This window comes from Pseudarthrobacter sp. 05T312, assembly GCF_056396685.1.
In genome coordinates this window covers 83,721-99,708 of the sequence record NZ_JBFTLY010000010.1, presented here as the reverse complement: position 1 = coordinate 99,708, position 15,988 = coordinate 83,721, and the positions used below count along the sequence as shown (strand labels likewise).

15 protein-coding genes and 1 riboswitch are annotated in these 15,988 nt (G+C 67.3%); of the genes, 10 read left to right on the top strand and 5 right to left on the bottom strand.

Annotated features, from left to right (window positions below; translation table 11 throughout):
- Positions 1-27: 27 nt before the first annotated feature.
- The 4 genes from AC1DIP_RS14145 to AC1DIP_RS14130 all read left to right on the top strand — a co-directional run bounded on the left by AC1DIP_RS14145 (position 28) and on the right by AC1DIP_RS14130 (position 5,431).
- On the top strand, positions 28-1,353 hold the full coding sequence (locus AC1DIP_RS14145) for a bifunctional o-acetylhomoserine/o-acetylserine sulfhydrylase (protein WP_477734098.1): 1,326 nt from the start codon (positions 28-30) through the stop codon (positions 1,351-1,353).
- 134 nt (positions 1,354-1,487) lie between these two features.
- Positions 1,488-1,603, top strand: a riboswitch (SAM riboswitch).
- Positions 1,604-1,615: 12 nt separating this feature from the next.
- Positions 1,616-2,731 carry a homoserine O-acetyltransferase MetX gene (metX, locus tag AC1DIP_RS14140; RefSeq protein WP_476210196.1) on the top strand — a complete coding sequence of 372 codons (1,116 nt, stop codon included), beginning with the start codon at positions 1,616-1,618 and terminating at the stop codon, positions 2,729-2,731.
- Positions 2,732-2,907: 176 nt separating this feature from the next.
- Complete coding sequence (locus AC1DIP_RS14135; protein WP_476210198.1) at positions 2,908-4,290, top strand: MFS transporter; 1,383 nt, start codon at positions 2,908-2,910, stop codon at positions 4,288-4,290.
- Positions 4,291-4,294: 4 nt separating this feature from the next.
- Complete coding sequence (locus AC1DIP_RS14130; protein WP_476210200.1) at positions 4,295-5,431, top strand: zinc-binding dehydrogenase; 1,137 nt, start codon at positions 4,295-4,297, stop codon at positions 5,429-5,431.
- A gap of 53 nt (positions 5,432-5,484) precedes the next feature.
- Here AC1DIP_RS14130 and AC1DIP_RS14125 read toward each other — a convergent pair whose 3' ends face one another.
- Entirely contained in the window at positions 5,485-6,417 is a 933-nt protein-coding gene (locus AC1DIP_RS14125) for a LysR substrate-binding domain-containing protein (protein WP_476210201.1), read from the bottom strand.
- A 109-nt stretch (positions 6,418-6,526) separates the two neighbouring features.
- Here AC1DIP_RS14125 and mmsB point away from each other — a divergent pair, with 109 nt between their 5' ends.
- Both mmsB and AC1DIP_RS14115 read left to right on the top strand, forming a co-directional pair.
- Complete coding sequence (mmsB, locus tag AC1DIP_RS14120) at positions 6,527-7,444, top strand: 3-hydroxyisobutyrate dehydrogenase (RefSeq protein WP_477734097.1); 918 nt, start codon at positions 6,527-6,529, stop codon at positions 7,442-7,444.
- 34 nt (positions 7,445-7,478) lie between these two features.
- Entirely contained in the window at positions 7,479-8,963 is a 1,485-nt protein-coding gene (locus AC1DIP_RS14115; RefSeq protein ID WP_476210204.1) for a CoA-acylating methylmalonate-semialdehyde dehydrogenase, read from the top strand.
- An 82-nt stretch (positions 8,964-9,045) separates the two neighbouring features.
- Here the strand turns inward: AC1DIP_RS14115 and AC1DIP_RS14110 are convergent, their stop codons facing one another.
- Positions 9,046-9,603 (bottom strand): hypothetical protein, encoded by a 558-nt coding sequence (locus AC1DIP_RS14110; RefSeq protein ID WP_477734096.1) that lies wholly within the window; start codon positions 9,601-9,603, stop codon positions 9,046-9,048.
- Positions 9,604-9,651: 48 nt separating this feature from the next.
- Complete coding sequence (locus AC1DIP_RS14105; RefSeq protein WP_476211858.1) at positions 9,652-10,449, bottom strand: GDSL-type esterase/lipase family protein; 798 nt, start codon at positions 10,447-10,449, stop codon at positions 9,652-9,654.
- A 149-nt stretch (positions 10,450-10,598) separates the two neighbouring features.
- Here AC1DIP_RS14105 and AC1DIP_RS14100 point away from each other — a divergent pair, with 149 nt between their 5' ends.
- On the top strand, positions 10,599-11,249 hold the full coding sequence (locus tag AC1DIP_RS14100) for an alpha/beta hydrolase (protein ID WP_477734095.1): 651 nt from the start codon (positions 10,599-10,601) through the stop codon (positions 11,247-11,249).
- Between the two features lie 31 nt (positions 11,250-11,280).
- Here the strand turns inward: AC1DIP_RS14100 and AC1DIP_RS14095 are convergent, their stop codons facing one another.
- Entirely contained in the window at positions 11,281-11,514 is a 234-nt protein-coding gene (locus tag AC1DIP_RS14095) for an RNA-binding S4 domain-containing protein (RefSeq protein ID WP_477734094.1), read from the bottom strand.
- 32 nt (positions 11,515-11,546) lie between these two features.
- Between AC1DIP_RS14095 and AC1DIP_RS14090 the strand changes: the two genes are divergently transcribed.
- The 3 genes from AC1DIP_RS14090 (at position 11,547) to AC1DIP_RS14080 (ending at position 15,091) form a co-directional block, all read left to right on the top strand.
- A complete protein-coding gene (locus tag AC1DIP_RS14090) occupies positions 11,547-12,536 on the top strand; it encodes a DMT family transporter (protein ID WP_477734093.1) in 990 nt (329 codons plus the stop codon).
- Between the two features lie 129 nt (positions 12,537-12,665).
- Entirely contained in the window at positions 12,666-14,051 is a 1,386-nt protein-coding gene (locus tag AC1DIP_RS14085; protein ID WP_476210211.1) for a glycine--tRNA ligase, read from the top strand.
- 2 nt (positions 14,052-14,053) lie between these two features.
- On the top strand, positions 14,054-15,091 hold the full coding sequence (locus tag AC1DIP_RS14080) for a GNAT family N-acetyltransferase (protein ID WP_476210213.1): 1,038 nt from the start codon (positions 14,054-14,056) through the stop codon (positions 15,089-15,091).
- Between the two features lie 70 nt (positions 15,092-15,161).
- Here AC1DIP_RS14080 and AC1DIP_RS14075 read toward each other — a convergent pair whose 3' ends face one another.
- Positions 15,162-15,986, bottom strand: coding sequence for a 1-acyl-sn-glycerol-3-phosphate acyltransferase (locus AC1DIP_RS14075; protein WP_476210215.1), 825 nt, complete (start codon positions 15,984-15,986; stop codon positions 15,162-15,164).
- Positions 15,987-15,988 lie beyond the last annotated feature (2 nt).

The window sequence follows — 15,988 nt, the reverse complement described above, 5'->3', positions numbered from 1 at the left end:
GCCGGGCCCATGTCAAAGGAGATTTGGATGTCCAACGGTTGGTCTTTTGAAACCCGCCAGATCCATGCTGGCCAGGAGGCGGACAGCGCAACAGGGGCCCGCGCCCTGCCTATCTACCAGACCACGTCATTTGTGTTCCCGAGCGCCGAAAGCGCGGCCAACCGCTTCGCCCTGGCCGAACTCGCACCCATCTATACGCGCATCGGCAATCCCACCCAGGATGCCGTCGAGCAACGGATCGCCAGCCTTGAAGGCGGCCTGGCGGCATTGCTGCTGAGTTCGGGGCAGGCTGCGGAGACCTTTGCAGTGCTGAACATCGCTGAGGCAGGCGACCATATCGTGGCCAGCCCCAGCCTTTACGGCGGAACCTACAACCTGTTCGCCCACACCTTGAAGAAGTTCGGCATCTCGGTGACCTTCGTGGCTGATCCTGACAACCTGGACCAGTGGCGCGACGCCGTGCAGCCCAACACCAAGCTTTTCTTCGGTGAAGTGGTGTCCAACCCGCGCCAGGACGTCCTGGATATTGAAGGCATCTCCGAAGTGGCCCACCAGGCCGGCGTGCCCCTCATCGTGGACAACACCCTTTCCACCCCATACCTGATCCGCCCCTTGGAATGGGGCGCGGACATCGTGCTCCACTCGGCCACCAAGTACCTGGGCGGCCACGGCTCGGCCATCGCCGGCGTCATCGTCGATTCCGGCAGGTTCGATTTCGGCAAGGACCCGGAACGGTTCCCCGGCTTCAACACCCCGGACCCCACCTATAACGGCCTGGTCTATGCACGCGACCTTGGCGAAGGCGGCGCGCTCGGCGCCAACCTCTCCTACATCCTCAAGGCCCGGGTGCAGTTGCTGCGCGACCTCGGCTCGGCTGTCTCGCCCTTCAATGCGTTCCTGATTTCCCAGGGCCTGGAGACGTTGAGCCTGCGGGTGGAGCGCCACGTTGCGAACGCCACGGATGTGGCGCGCTGGCTCGAGGCAAGGGACGACGTCGAATCCGTCGCCTACGCGGGGCTGCCGTCCAGCCCGTGGTACGAGCGAGGCCGCAAGTACGGGCCCAAGGGAACGGGCGCCGTCGTCGCCTTCAACCTGGCCGGCGGCGCGGAAGCCGGCAAGCGCTTTGTCGACGCCCTGGAGCTGCACTCGCACGTGGCCAACATCGGCGACGTGCGCTCCCTGGTCATCCATCCGGCGTCGACCACGCACAGCCAGCTCTCACCGGAGCAGCAGGTTGTGGCCGGGGTGCACCCCGGCCTGGTCCGGCTTTCCGTTGGGTTGGAGCACATCGACGACATCCTGGCTGACCTGGAAGCAGGCTTCCGGGCCGCCAAGGGCACCGAAGGGGCTTAAGGAACGACGCCGGCCCCCATGAGAGAGATGCCGGCCCGCCAGTAAGGAGGCCGGCAGGGGGCGCAGCAAGCCGGGAAGTCACAACCAGTCATACTCTTGGCCAGGAGCGGGGGGTGTTTCGTACACTCGAACCAGGTCATGAGTGCCAGTGACAGCCCCGGCTTGCTGGCCGGCAACCCTCCATCCGCGGTGGGGTGCCCCGGGTGAGGACCTGGCCTGCCGGTCAGACGACGGCAGGCAAGCGCGTAGAAGAGGTCTTGCCATGACGGTTACCGTCGCCCGAACCACCATCCCTGAACATGGAATCGTCCGTTACGCCTCCATTGGGGGTCTGGAACTCGAAGCCGGGGGATACCTCCCGGATGTGACCCTGGCCTACGAAACCTGGGGGACGCTCAACGCGGACGCCAGCAATGCCATCCTGATCGAGCACGCTCTGACCGGCAGTACCCATGTGACCCGCGGCGACACCGACGAAGAGGGCTGGTGGGAGCAGCTGGCCGGCCCCGGAGCTCCCGTGGACACGGACCGCTTCTTCGTGGTGTCCATCAACATCGTGGGCGGCTGCTACGGATCCACCGGCCCGTCCTCGCCCGCGCCGGACGGTAAACCCTGGGGCTCCCGGTTTCCCCTGGTCACGCTGCGCGACAGCACCGTTGCCGAAGCCCGGCTCGCGGACCAGCTGGGCATCAAGGACTGGTTCGCAGTCCTCGGCGGATCCATGGGCGGCGCACGGGCCCTGGAATGGGCCGTGACGTACCCGGAACGGGTGCAGCGCTGCGCCGTGATCTCCGTGGGAGCCGCCAGTACTGCCGAGCAGATTGCCTTCGCGCAGGCGCAGACCCTGGCCATCCGGCAGGATCCCCACTTCAACGGCGGAGACTACTACGGCGGTCCGTGTCCGGAGGAGGGGCTGGCCCTCGCCCGCCGGATCGCCCACATCACCTACCGGTCCGCCGCGGAGCTGGAAGGCCGCTTCGGCCGGGAGCCCCAGGCGCCGGAGTCGCCCCTGCAGGGGGAAGTGTTGGCCTCCCGGGGCCGCTACCAGGTGGAAAGCTACCTGGACCACCAGGGCAACAAGCTGGTGAAGCGCTTCGATGCCAACAGCTATATCGCCCTGACCGAGGCGCTGATGAGCCACGATGTCTGCCGGGGACGGGGAACCCTGGCCGAAACCCTGGCCGCCTCCACGGCGCGGTTCTTCGTGGCCGCCGTCGACTCCGACCGGCTCTATTTCCCGGCGCAGTCCCACGAACTGGCCCGGGCCCTGCCCGGGGACGTGGATGTCCATGTCATCCAGGCGCCGATTGGGCACGACGGATTCCTGACCGAAATCGGGCAGCTGGGCGGCCAGCTCCGGAGCAGCTTCCTGGTCTAAACCCCCGGCGAACAGCCGGCAATGTGCATTCCTGCAGATGCCTTCTGCACTAATCGGCGTTGAGGTTGCCCCGCGGGCAGACCATACTCATCGAATCCGGCTTTCGTGGTGTGCATCACATCCGTCTGCCATTGACTGGTCCCCGTGGTGTCGACGACGACGCCGAAGGAGTTCGCATGAGTACGGAAAGCTCCGCCGCAAGGCGTACAGAGGAAACCGACGTCAAGGCCTCAGGCCTGAAGAAAGTGGTGACGGCGTCCATGGCCGGCACGGTCGTGGAGTGGTACGAGTTCTTCCTCTACGCATCGGCCGCCACGCTGGTGTTCGGGAAGGCCTTCTTTCCCAACGCCGGCACCGAACTGGACGGCATCATCGCCGCCTTCCTTACCTATGCCGTCGGTTTCGTTGCCCGTCCCATCGGCGGCATCGTCTTTGGCCACTTCGGAGATAAGTTCGGCCGGAAGCAGCTCCTGCAGCTGAGCATCATCCTGGTGGGGGTCTCGACCTTCCTCATGGGCTGCCTGCCCACTTTCGGGCAGATCGGCTACTGGGCGCCCACGCTGCTGGTCTTCCTCCGGTTCGCCCAGGGCTTTGCCGTGGGCGGGGAGTGGGGCGGCGCGGTACTCCTCGTCGCCGAGCACAGCCCCAGCAAGTCCCGCGGCTTCTGGGCCAGCTGGCCGCAGTCGGCGGTGCCGCTGGGCAACCTGCTCGCCACGGCCGTGCTGTTCGTCCTCTCCTCCACACTGACGCAGGACGCGTTCCTGGGCTGGGGCTGGCGCGTGGCGTTCTGGCTGTCCGCCGTCATCGTCATCATCGGTTACTACATCCGCACCAAGGTCAACGACGCCCCCATCTTCCTGGAGGCCCGCAAGGAAGTGGACGCCGGCCACAAGGGCTACGGCGTAGCCGAGGTGTTCCGGCGGTACCCCCGCGGCGTCTTCACCGCCATGGGCCTGCGCTTCGCGGAGAACATCCTCTACTACCTGGTGGTCACGTTCTCCATCACGTACCTGAAGACCGTGGTGCAGGCCGACACCACGCGGATCCTCCTGCTGCTGCTTGTTGCCCACGCCGTCCACTTCTCGGTGGTCCCCGTGGTCGGTAAGCTGTCGGACCGGTTCGGCCGCAAGCCCGTGTACATGGCCGGCGCCGTCATGGGTGCCACCTGGGGCTTCTTCGCCTTCCCCATGATGGACACCAAGAACGACTTCGTCATCCTGGCGGCCATCATGATCGGGCTGGTTTTCCACGCTTTCATGTATGCCGGGCAGCCGGCCATCATGGCGGAAATGTTCCCGACCCGGATGCGGTATTCCGGCGTCTCGCTCGGCTACCAGGTGACGTCCATCGTGGCGGGTTCCCTGGCACCGATCATCGCTGCCTCGCTCCTGGGCACCTACAAGTCCTCTGTACCGGTAGCGGTGTACCTGCTCATCGCGTGTGCCATTACCGCCGTCGCGGTCTTCTTCCTGAAGGAAACCCGGGGCATCTCGCTGCACGATGTTGACGCCGCCGACGCCAAGGGCACGGCAGACCTGCTCGCGGCCAGCAGGAAGTAGGCCCATGAAAGCCGCCGTCCTCTACTCCACCGTTCCCGCCCCGGCCGCAGCCGGGGGAAAGCAAAGCTACGCCGAGTCCCGGCCGCTGCTGGTGCAGGAGCTGGAACAGCCGGAGCCGCGAGCCGGTGAGCTCGGAGTTTCCATCACCTACTCGAGCCTGTGCCATTCGGACCTTTCCGTGGTGGACGGTTCCCGGGTCCGGCCGCTACCCATGGCCCTGGGACACGAGGCCGTGGGGCGGGTGGTGTCCGTGGGGGACGGCGTGGCCGACGTGTCCGTGGGCGACCATGTGGTTCTGGTGTTCGTGCCCAGCTGCGGCCAGTGCCGCTCCTGCCTGGCCGGCCGGCCGGCGCTTTGCCACCGGGCAGCTGAGGTGAACGGATCCGGTGACCTGCTCCATGGTCCGGCACTGTTGCGGACGCCGGCGGGGGAGCGGATCAACCACCACCTGGGCGTTTCCGCCTTCGCTGATTACGCGGTGGTTGCGCGGGAATCAGTGGTGGTGATTGACGACGACGTCCCGGACACCGTCGCGGCGATGTTTGGTTGCGCCGTGCTCACCGGAATGGGAGCAGTGTTCAACACCGCCGCAGTTGGCACCGGCCAGTCCGTGGCAGTGTTCGGCCTGGGCGCCGTGGGCCTGTCGGCCGTGATGGCGGCCCGCCTGGCAGGGGCCGCCAGCGTCATCGCCATCGACCCCAACCAGGGGAAGCACCAACTGGCCCGCGACGCCGGGGCCACCGCGGTGGGGACGCCGGAGGACGCGGGGCGGCTGATTGAGGAAGCAGCCGGCGACGGCGTCGACGTCGCCATCGAAGCGGTGGGCTCGGCCGCTGTGATCGCGTCCTGCCTGGCGCAGGTCACCAGGGGTGGCGCGGTGGTCTCGGTGGGCCTGCCCCACCCCTCTGCAGAGTTGACGGTACCGGCCCTGCAGTTCGCCGGGGCCGGCAAGCGGCTGCTGGGCTCCTACATGGGTGACGCCGTTCCCGCGCGGGACATCCCCAAGTACCTGGCGTACTGGCGGGAAGGGAAGCTGCCGGTCGAGCTGCTGCACACCGACACCCGGCCACTCAGCGAGATCAACGAGGGCCTGGACGCGCTCGCAGCGGGGCAGGTAGTGCGGCGGCTCTTCCGGGCCTGAACTGTCAGGCCTGACCCGCCGCACCTAACCCGCCGTCACCGCTGCTGGCCGGCTCACCCGGCCAGCAGCACCGAGCGCTCCTTCACCTCGTCCTTCAGGGCAGCGATCACTGCCTGCACGCGGGCCGAGCGGAGCGACTCCGGCCTTGCAACGGCCCAGATGGGCAGCTGGCGCTCGAAGTCCCCGGCAAGGACCGGGACGAAGTCGTCACGGTCCGCCACCATGAAGTTGGGCAGCAGTCCAATGCCGGCGCCCTGGCGCACCGCTTCGACCTGGGCGAACACGCTGGTGGCCTGGAAGCTCGTCCTGGGCGTCGGAAGCTGCGATGACCACCGGGGCCCAAGCTCCGCCACCTGGAGTGCAGACTCCACGTAAGAGACGAACGCATGCTGCCCCACGTCGTCGAGCGTTTCCGGCAGCCCGTGCCGCGCGGCATAGCCGTGGCTGGCGTAGAGGCGCAGGTAGTAGTTACTCAGGAAGATGGTCTGCGCTGTGCTGACGTCGGCCCGGCCCACCACGATTTCAAGGTCCACGCCTGACCGGTTCTGGCTGACTTTCCGGGTGGCGCTCAGCATTTCGACGTTCAGCTGCGGGTTCTGCTGCTGGAGCCGCACCAGCGACGGGGTGACGAACACGGCTCCCACTCCGTCGGTGGTGGCGACGCGCACCAAACCGGCCAGGGTGCTCTGGTCCTGGCTGATCAGGCCCGAGAGGGAGCCAATCGTGTCCTCGATTGTTTCCGCCGCCGCGACAGCGGCTGCGCCGAGCTGCGTCAACTCCCAGCCGTGCGGGCTGCGTTCCAGGGTCCGGCCGCCCAGTTGTTTGTCCAGGGCCAGGATGCGGCGGGAAATAGTGGTGTGGGTGGTGCCCAGGGTTTCGGCCACTGCGTTGAACCGGCCCAGGCGCGCCACGGTCAGCAGGATGAGGAGGTCGTCGGGGCTGGGCAACCGTCTCGAGTCCACGCGTGACCTTCCTTGTGTGTGCATCAATGCACAGAGCGTCTGTGTTTTTTCCCCTTGATTGCACTCTAGCAGGGTGTGATCGTAGACACAGGCATGCCGGCAGATGCCGGAATGGAAGCAAAGGAGCTTACGCATGGCAGTTATCGGATGGATCGGCCTGGGCAACATGGGCGGCCACATGTCGGTGAACCTGGCCAAAGCCGGGCACGATGTGCGCGGCTTCGACCTCAACCCCGCGGCACTGGCAGCCGCTGAGGCAGGCGGTGTCAAACGGGCAGCGAGCATCGCTGAAGCAGTGGACGGTGCGGACGCCGTCTTCACCATGCTGCCCAAGGGCGAACACGCCCGTGCCGTCTACCTCGGGGACGACGGCGTGCTGGCGCACGCGGATACCCGGACGCTGCTCATCGACTCCTCCACCATTGACATTGCCTCCGCGCAGGAACTGCACGACGCCGCTGCTGCCGCCGGCTTCCGCTTCGTGGACGCCCCGGTGTCCGGCGGAATGAGCGGCGCGGAAGCGGGGACCCTGACCTTCATGGTGGGCGGCGAAGAGGGTGCCGTCAAAGACGCCTCGGGCTACATCGGGCCCATGTCCGGAAACATCATTCCCACGGGTGGCCCCACCACTGGCCAGGCGGCCAAGATCTGCAACAACCTGATGCTCTTCATCAACCTTGCCTCCACGGCGGAGGGTGCTGTCCTGGCTGACCGGCTGGGCCTGGACAAGCAGGTCTTCTGGAACATCGCCTCGGTCTCCTCGGGGGACTCATGGGCGCTGCGGACCTGGTACCCGGTCCCCGGCGTGGTGCCCACGGCGGCCTCGAACAACGACTTCGCACCCACCTTCACCACCGAGCTTGCCAACAAGGACATCGGCCTGGCCATCAGCGCCGCCGAGGACACCGGCACGCCCCTGGAAATCGGCAAGCACGTCCAGCAGCTGTTCCAGCGGCTCATTGATGCCGGTGATGCGGGCAAGGACTGCTCCATGATCATCAAGCTCGTGGACGGCTCGCTCCAGCCAGCCGACCAGGCACCGTCCAACTAACCACGCCGCCGGCACCGCAGGAAAAGAGACTCCCTTGGAAACCATCCCGCACTACATCAACGGCGCGCGCGTCACCGATGCCGACCGCTTTGGCCCGGTCTTCAACCCCGCCACAGGCCAGCAGGAAAAGCAGGTGGCCCTCGCCTCCACAGCCCGGACGGAGGAGGCCATCGCGGCAGCCCGCGCCGCGCTGCCGGAATGGCGCGCAACCAGCCTGGCGAAGCGGACCACCATTTTCTTCAAGGTCCGCGAGATCCTCACCCAGCGAAAGTCCGAGCTCGCGGCGATCCTCACCAGCGAGCACGGCAAGGTCCTCTCCGACGCCGAAGGTGAAATTGCCCGCGGCCTGGAAAACATCGACTTCGCCACCGGCCTGTCCCACATGCTTAAAGGCGAACGCTCGGAGCAGGTCTCCAGCGGCATCGACGTCCACTCCGTCCGCCAGCCGGTGGGCGTGGTGGCGTGCATTACCCCGTTCAACTTCCCGGCCATGGTGCCGCTGTGGATGATCGGCAGCGCCCTGGCGTGCGGCAACACCGTGCTGTTGAAGCCCAGCGAGAAAGACCCGTCGGCCGCCGTCTTCATCGCCGAAGCCTTCGCCGAGGCGGGGCTGCCGGCCGGTGTCCTGAACGTGGTCCAGGGGGACAAGGAAGCCGTGGACGTCCTGCTGGAGCACCCTGACGTGAAGGCTGTCAGCTTCGTCGGCTCCACGCCGGTAGCCCAGTCGATCTACAAACGTGCGGCCGAGCACAGCAAGCGGGTGCAGGCCCTGGGCGGCGCAAAGAACCACATGGTGGTGCTTCCCGACGCCGACCTGGACATGGCCGCCGACGCTGCGGTTTCCGCCGCGTACGGTTCCGCCGGCGAACGCTGCATGGCCGTCAGCGTCCTGGTGGCCGTCGGAAACATTGCCGACGACCTGGTCAAGGCGATCTCCAGCCGCATGGCAGACCTGAAGATCGGTGCGGGCACCGACCCGGCGTCCCAGATGGGTCCCCTGATCACCGCGGAGCACCGCGACCGGGTGGCATCCTATGTTTCCGGAGCCGAAGGCGAAGGAGCCACCGTGGTGGTGGACGGCCGCTCCCAGCAGTTCGACTCCGATGGGTTCTTCATCGGCGTCAGCCTGGTGGACCACGTCAAGCCGGGCATGAAGGTGTACGACGACGAGATCTTCGGCCCGGTCCTGTCCGTGGTCCGCGTGGACACCTACAGCGATGCGGTGCAGCTGGTCAATGACAACCAGTTCGGCAACGGCACGGCCATCTTCACCCGCGACGGCGGGGCGGCGCGGCAGTTCGAGTTCGACGTCGAGGCAGGCATGGTGGGCGTCAACGTCCCCATCCCGGTCCCGGTGGGTACGTTCTCGTTCGGCGGCTGGAAGAACTCACTGTTCGGCGACACCCATATGTACGGTCCCGACAGCATCCGGTTCTACACCCGCGGCAAGGTAGTCACCACCCGCTGGCCGGACCCGTCCACCTCAGTGATCGACCTTGGCTTCCCGCAGGTGGACTAGCCAGGTGCACTGAGCGCGACGATTAAGCAACAGCAGGCCGGGGACCGGCATTCGGTCCCCGGCCTGCTGTGTGCAGGTGTGGCTAGCCGTTCATGATGTCGCCGCGGCGCTTCATGTACTCCTCCATGGACAGCTCACCGTTGCTGTACTGCTGGTCCAGCTCTGCGAGCTTCCGGGCCCGGTACCCCTGGGGAGCTGCCGGCGGCGGGGGCGTGGCCGGCCCGGAGGACGGCTCGTGGCCCTGGTAAGGCGGTTGCTGCTGCTGGAACGGGGGTTCCGGCCCGAAGTCCTGCGACCCAGCGCCGTAACGGGGGTCCGCCATGGGCGGCTGTCCGTACTGGTAGGGCGGCAGCTGCTGGCCGCCAAAGGGACCCTGCGGCTGGCCGGGCTGGCGGAAGCCGCCCGAGAAGTAATCCTGCTGGGTATACCCGTCACGCGGCTGGTTGCTCTGCGGCCCGGAGGAGCCGGGGAACTGGCCGTAGCCTGGGAACTGGTTCGAACCCGGGAACTGGTTCGGGCCGGGGAACTGTCCGGGCAGGCCCTGGTCCCGGTCCCGCCGCGCCATGGAGCGCCGGTATGCCCGCATGGCCATGGGGACAACGAAGGACAGGATGATGATCCAGATAAACAAGCTGCTCACGGTGCCGCGCCTCTCGAGTGTTGTCCTACCAGCGTAACCCCGGCAGCCTTACCGGCGGCTGGGTTCGGAGGTTCCCAGCGGACCCTCGCCGGAGCCCAACGGAACGCCCGGGCCAAAGACGGGACCCGGCGTCGGACGTTTTGCCGTGATGCCGTCGCCGGAGGACTGGTGGCGCAGGCGGCGCAGCACCCACGGCACGAAATACTCGCGCGCCCACACGAAGTCCCCGCTGCGTGCCTCGCGCCAGGTCCGCGGCGGCAGCGGCTTGGGCTGCAGTGGTTCCAGGGAATGTTCCACGTTCAGGGCGTCCAGCACCATGGCGGCAATGGTGTGGTGGCCCAGGGGGGAGAAGTGCAGGCGGTCCTGGTCCCACATCTGCGGGTCGCTCAACTGCCGCAGGGACCACATGTCGGCAATGACCGCGTCATGCCGGGCTGCCACCGTCCGCAGGTTTTCGTTGTAGATGGCCACCTTGCTGCGGATCCTGCCCAGCACCGATGACCCCGTGTCCGGCCCGTTGAACAGGACCACCGTGGCGCCGCCCATGGACAGGATCTGGACCACGGAATCGAGTTTCTCGGCCAGCAAGTCCGGGTCCCCGCCGGGGCGGATGAGGTCGTTCCCGCCGGCGGACAGGGTGACCAGGTCAGGCTTCAGTTCAAGGGCGGGGGCCAGCTGCTGGTCCACGATCTGCTGCAGCAGCCTGCCGCGGACGGCGAGGTTGGCGTAGGCGAAGTCCGGCTGGGTGCGGCCGAGTTCCTCCGCGACGCGGTCGGCCCAGCCGCGGTGGCCGCCGGGGCTTGAAGGTTCGGGGTCGCCGATGCCCTCGGTGAAGGAATCGCCCATCGCCACATACCGGGTCCAGGGATGGGAACCGGCGGGCGAAGGAGTAGTCGAAAAGGCACTTGCATCAGTCACGGTCCTATCCTGCCTTCCGCTCCGCTGCCTACGCGAACGTAGGTTGTTACTTTCCGGTAACTGTAAGAATGGAAACCATGACTGACGCCGAAGTATTTCCTGCCCCCGTTGTCCTGTGGTCCCATCCGGAAGACCAGCGCGCCGGCAAGCCGCTGCTGGTGCTGCTCCACGGCTACGGAGCCAATGAGCAGGACCTGCTCAGCCTGGCCGACATGCTGCCCGGGGACTTCGCCGTCGCGTCGCTGCGGGCGCCCATCGCCATGGGCCCCGGCTTCACTTGGTTCCCGCTGACGGCCTCGATCGAGTACTCGCTGGAACGGGTCAACAAGGCGTCCGCGTACGTGCTGGAGTGGATCGACAGCATCCGCGACGGCCACCCTTCGGTGAGTCTGCTCGGCTTTTCCATGGGCATGGCCATGGCCACCACGCTCCTGCGCCAGCGGCCCACGGACTTCGCCGCCGTCGTCGGACTCTCAGGGTTCGTGGTGGACGCCGCCGGGGACCCCAGCTTCAAGGACGGCGAGCTGGGCGGCACCGTGCCCATGTTCTGGGGACGGGACCAGCAGGACCCGGTGATCACCCAGGACAAGATCGAGTTCACCATGGGGTGGGTGCGCAGGCACGTCAAGCTCACCAAGGTCCTCTACACGGGCATGTGGCACGGCATTAACCAGCAGGAAATCGGGCACGTGGGGGAATTCCTCACGCATGAGGTGCTGAAGAAATAGGACGGACGACGGCGGCGCGGCAGCCGCGCGGCTAGTCGGCCGTGGGTGCCACGACCCGCACGGCCTGGCCATTGACGGCGACAGTGTCCCCGTTGTGGAGCTGCCGGCCCCGGCGGTCATCGATCTCGCCGTTGACCTTGACCAGCCCATTTTTGATGAGCTCCGCCGCCTCCACCCCGTCCTCAACGAGGTTGGCCAGCTTCAGCAGCTGGCCCAGCCTGATCATGGTGTCGCGGATGGGGACGTCCTCAATGGGGTTGCTCATAGAGCAATAATGCCTGAACTAAGGTGGATTCAATGACCTCCCCTTCCCGCCTGCCGGCACTTGCAGGCCTGCCCCTGGCCGTGGGTTCCGGCCTGGCCATCCCCGTCCAGGGCCGCATCAATGGTGCCCTGGGGGCACGCCTGGACGACGGAATCGCTGCGGCGGCCGTGAGTTTCAGCACAGGCCTGCTGGTCATGCTCACCATTTCCCTGGTGCTGCCACGGGGCCGGGCCGGCCTGGCCGCCATCATCCCGGCGGTCCGCAGCCGCGCGTTTCCCCGCATCTACGTGGTGGCCGGCGCCATTGGAGCACTGTTCGTCTTTGCCCAGTCCTTCACCATAGGCATCCTCGGCGTGGCGCTGTTCACCGTGGCCACAGTTACCGGACAGACCGTCAGCGGCCTCCTGGTGGACCGGTTGGGCATAGGCCCGGCCGGAAAGAAGTCGGTCACCGCCATCCGCATCATCGGCTGCATCCTGACCATCGCCGCCGTGGCCTGGGCGGTCTCTCCAAGGTTCAGCAGCGCGGGTTCCGGGGACGGGACGGCCGGGTTGCTGGTTCCCCTCCTGCTGCCGGTGGCGGCGGGATTCCTCATGAGCTTCCAGCAGGCCATGAACGGTACCGCCACCCTCCACTACGGCACCCCCATTGCCGCCACCCTGGTGAACTTTGTGGCCGGTTGCATTGTGCTGTGGATTGCGTTCGCTGTGAAGCTGGCCGTGGCCGGCCCCGCGAACCCGTTGCCGGGGGAGTGGTGGTACTACCTGGGCGGGCCCATGGGCTGCGTCTTCATTGGGCTGGGCGCCCTGCTGGTCCGCAGCCTGGGCGTACTGGTCACCGGCCTGGGCATGATTGCCGGCCAACTGCTCGGCTCCCTGGCCCTGGACCTTGCCCTGCCGGCCCCGGGAACCGTCGTAGCGCCGGCCACGGTCCTGGGAACCCTGCTCACCCTCGGCGCCATCATCCTGGCCACACTGCCCTGGCCCCGGGGCGCGCTGCGCAGGCAGCGGCCGGTACGCTAGGACACAAGCTTTTCCACGATCTTCCTTCATCCGCCCCGACCCGTTGCCGCTGTGCCGCAGGCACATGGCAGCCGGGGCCTGACAACCCGCGGACCGCACCCAGCGGCCCTGTAGAAATTGGAGTTACCCATGGCAGCAAAATCCGTCCTCGACCAGGTCATTTCCCTCTCCAAGCGGAGGGGCTTCGTGTTCCAGGCCGGTGAGATCTACGGCGGTTCGCGCTCTGCCTGGGACTACGGGCCCCTCGGAGCCGAACTCAAGGAAAACATCAAGCGCCAGTGGTGGCAGTCCGTGGTCCGCGGCCGCGAGGACGTGGTGGGCCTGGACTCCTCGGTGATCCTGCCCCGCCAGGTATGGGAAGCCTCCGGCCACGTCGAAGTCTTCTCCGATCCGCTGGTGGAATGCCTCTCCTGCCACAAGCGCTACCGGGCAGACCACCTTGAGGAAGAATACGAGGAAAAGAAAGGCCGGCCCGCCGAGAACGGCCTGAAGGACATCGCCTGCGCCAACTGCGGCACCCGCGGCCAGTGGACCGAGCCGCAGGAGTTCTCCGGCCTGCTCAAGACCTACCTGGGACCGGTGGCCAGCGAGGAAGGCCTGCACTACCTGCGGCCCGAAACCGCGCAGGGCATCTTCGTGAACTTCAACAACGTCCTCACCACCTCGCGGAAGAAGCCGCCGTTCGGCATCGGCCAGATCGGCAAGTCCTTCCGCAACGAGATCACGCCCGGAAACTTCATCTTCCGCACCCGCGAGTTCGAGCAGATGGAAATGGAATTCTTCGTCGAGCCCGGCACGGACGAAGAGTGGCACCAGTACTGGATGAAGGAGCGCATGGCCTGGTACACCGGCCTGGGCATCCGCGAGGAGAACCTGCGCTTCTTTGAGCACCCCAAAGAGAAGCTCAGCCACTACTCCAAGGGCACCACGGACATCGAGTACCGGTTCGGCTTCCAGGGCTCCGAGTGGGGCGAGCTGGAAGGCATCGCCAACCGCACCGACTTTGACCTGTCCACGCACGCCAAAGCCTCCGGGACGGACCTGAGCTACTTCAACCAGGCCACCAACGAGCGCTACACCCCGTACGTGATCGAGCCCGCGGCCGGCCTGACCCGTTCCTTCATGGCGTTCCTGGTGGACGCCTACACCGAGGACGAAGCCCCCAACGCCAAGGGCGGCGTGGATGTCCGCACCGTCCTGAAGCTGGACCCGCGCCTGGCCCCGGTCAAGGCCGCCGTGCTGCCGCTGAGCCGCAACGAGGCCCTGTCCCCGAAAGCCAAGGACCTCGGCGCCCAGTTGCGTAAGAACTGGAACATCGACTTCGACGACGCCGGTGCAATCGGCCGCCGCTACCGCCGCCAGGACGAGATCGGCACCCCGTTCTGCATCACGGTGGACTTCGACACCCTCGAGGACCAGGCCGTCACCATCCGCGAGCGGGACACCATGAGCCAGGAACGCGTCTCCCTGGACAAGGTGGAAGGCTACCTGGCGGCACGGCTGATCGGCGCCTGAGCGTGGCCATCGAATACCGCGAATGGCGGGACGGGGACGACCTCGCGCTGCTGGAGATCTGGGGCGGCCCCGAGACCGCCCAGGCCCGCCAGTTCCGTGGCGCCCTGGCCGTGTCCTCCAACGGAGGGAACGGCACGCCATGGCGCCGCTGCATCGTGGCCGAGGACGTGGTTGACGGCGTCGGCATCCCGGTCGCAGCCGGTGTCGTCTATGAAGCGTCCCTGCACCCGGAACGTCTCTGGACCTACATCGAAGTCGCCAGGGACCACCGCGGCAACGGCATCGGCGCCACCCTCCTGGCCATGCTGCGCCGCGAAGCCGAACACGCGCCGTCGGGCGTTTCCAAGCTCCGCGCCAAGGTGGAACCGGGCACGCCCGGGGCCGCGTTCGCCGAAGCTGCCGGGCTGGCACCCATCCAGCGTTCCCGGCTGGTCGTCGTGGAGCCTGGAGCCCTCCGGCTGCCCGTCTTCCCGGACAAGGACCACGGCGGCCGCCCGGTTGACGGTGAAAACGCCGGTTCCGATATCGTCATGGACCTGGCCACCGGTTCGGTGGAGCTGACCGATGTGGTGGGCCGGTACTACACCTCCATCCACGGCTGGGACTCACCCGGTGTGCTGTCCGTGGGCCAGGTGCAGAAGCTTTTCCTGGATGAGCTCACGGGAGCCCACGGCGCCATCGTGCTGCGGGCCCAGCCGGAATCGGCGTTCGGCCAGGGCGTGGCACCCAGCAAGAAGGGCCGCATCCGGGCGTTCGCCGTCAGCTACGCAGCCCCTGCCGGCCCTGACGACGCACCGCAAGCGGAAACGGGCGCCGGGCCGGACAGTCCCACGGACGTATTCGTTGGGCACGAGCCGTCGCTTGATGCCGACGACGCGGCCGAGGCTGTCCGGGACATGCTCGCCCTGATCGCCTACCAGCACCCCGTCATGCTGGAACTGGACGATTCGATGACCGCACTGCGCGCCGCCGTCGAGCCCCTCCTGGCAGGCGGCAAGGCCCGCCTGGCGGGTGCCGAAACCCTGGTGGTTTCCGACTAGGCGTCGCCCGTCCGGTGATTTGCGCCGCGTGCCGTTCCCGGACGGCGCGTGGCGCTGCCGTTTAAGCCGCCTACCTGCTGCGGGGCGCTCGACGGCGGCCCGCCGCGGCGTCGGCAGCGTCCAGGAGTTGCCGCTCGGCATCCGTGGGCGCGCCACCACCCAGCCGCGCCGGCATCCACCAGGCTCCGGGTTCCGGCCGGAGTGGAAAGCCGGCGATGCAGCGGTCGATTCCCGCCTGCAGGGTGCTGCGCAATGCTTCGGTTGCCGCCTCAACGTCAACGCCGGCCGCATATACCAGCGGCGCGTCCACCTGGATCCGGACGGGCGCCCGCCAGCTGCGCCGGAGGGAAAAGCCGTGCCCCCGGGTCAGGATGCGGTGGGCGCCCCAGATGGACACCGGAATGACGGGAACACCGGCCTCCGCCGCCATCCGGACAGCCCCCGTACGGCATTCACGGACCGTGAAGCTCCTGCTGACCCCCGCCTCGGGAAACACTGCCAGGTATTCGCCCTCGCGCAGCCTGGCAACCGCGGCCGCGTAAGCGTCTGCACGGCCCGTATAGCCCACCACCACATGGCCGCTGGCGCTGATGGCCGGGCCGGCCAGCCAGTGGTCCGCTGCGCCCTGGTGCACCAGGAACCGCAACTGGGCGCGTGCATGGCGCCACAGGAGCAGTTCCAGCACGGCAAAATCGACGTACCCGAAGTGTGTCACGGCAAAAACGGCCCCTTCTCCGCGGACCGCCTGCCGGGATGGCCCCTTCCGCCGCCCGGGACTGGGCAGGTGCTCCACTCCCGTGGCATGCAGGTCCAGCTGGAGGGCCCAGCGGAGGAACTGGCCCGTGCGGACGATCAGCCGGTAGAAGCGGTCGTTGGGCGGCGGACGCCACGTCACGG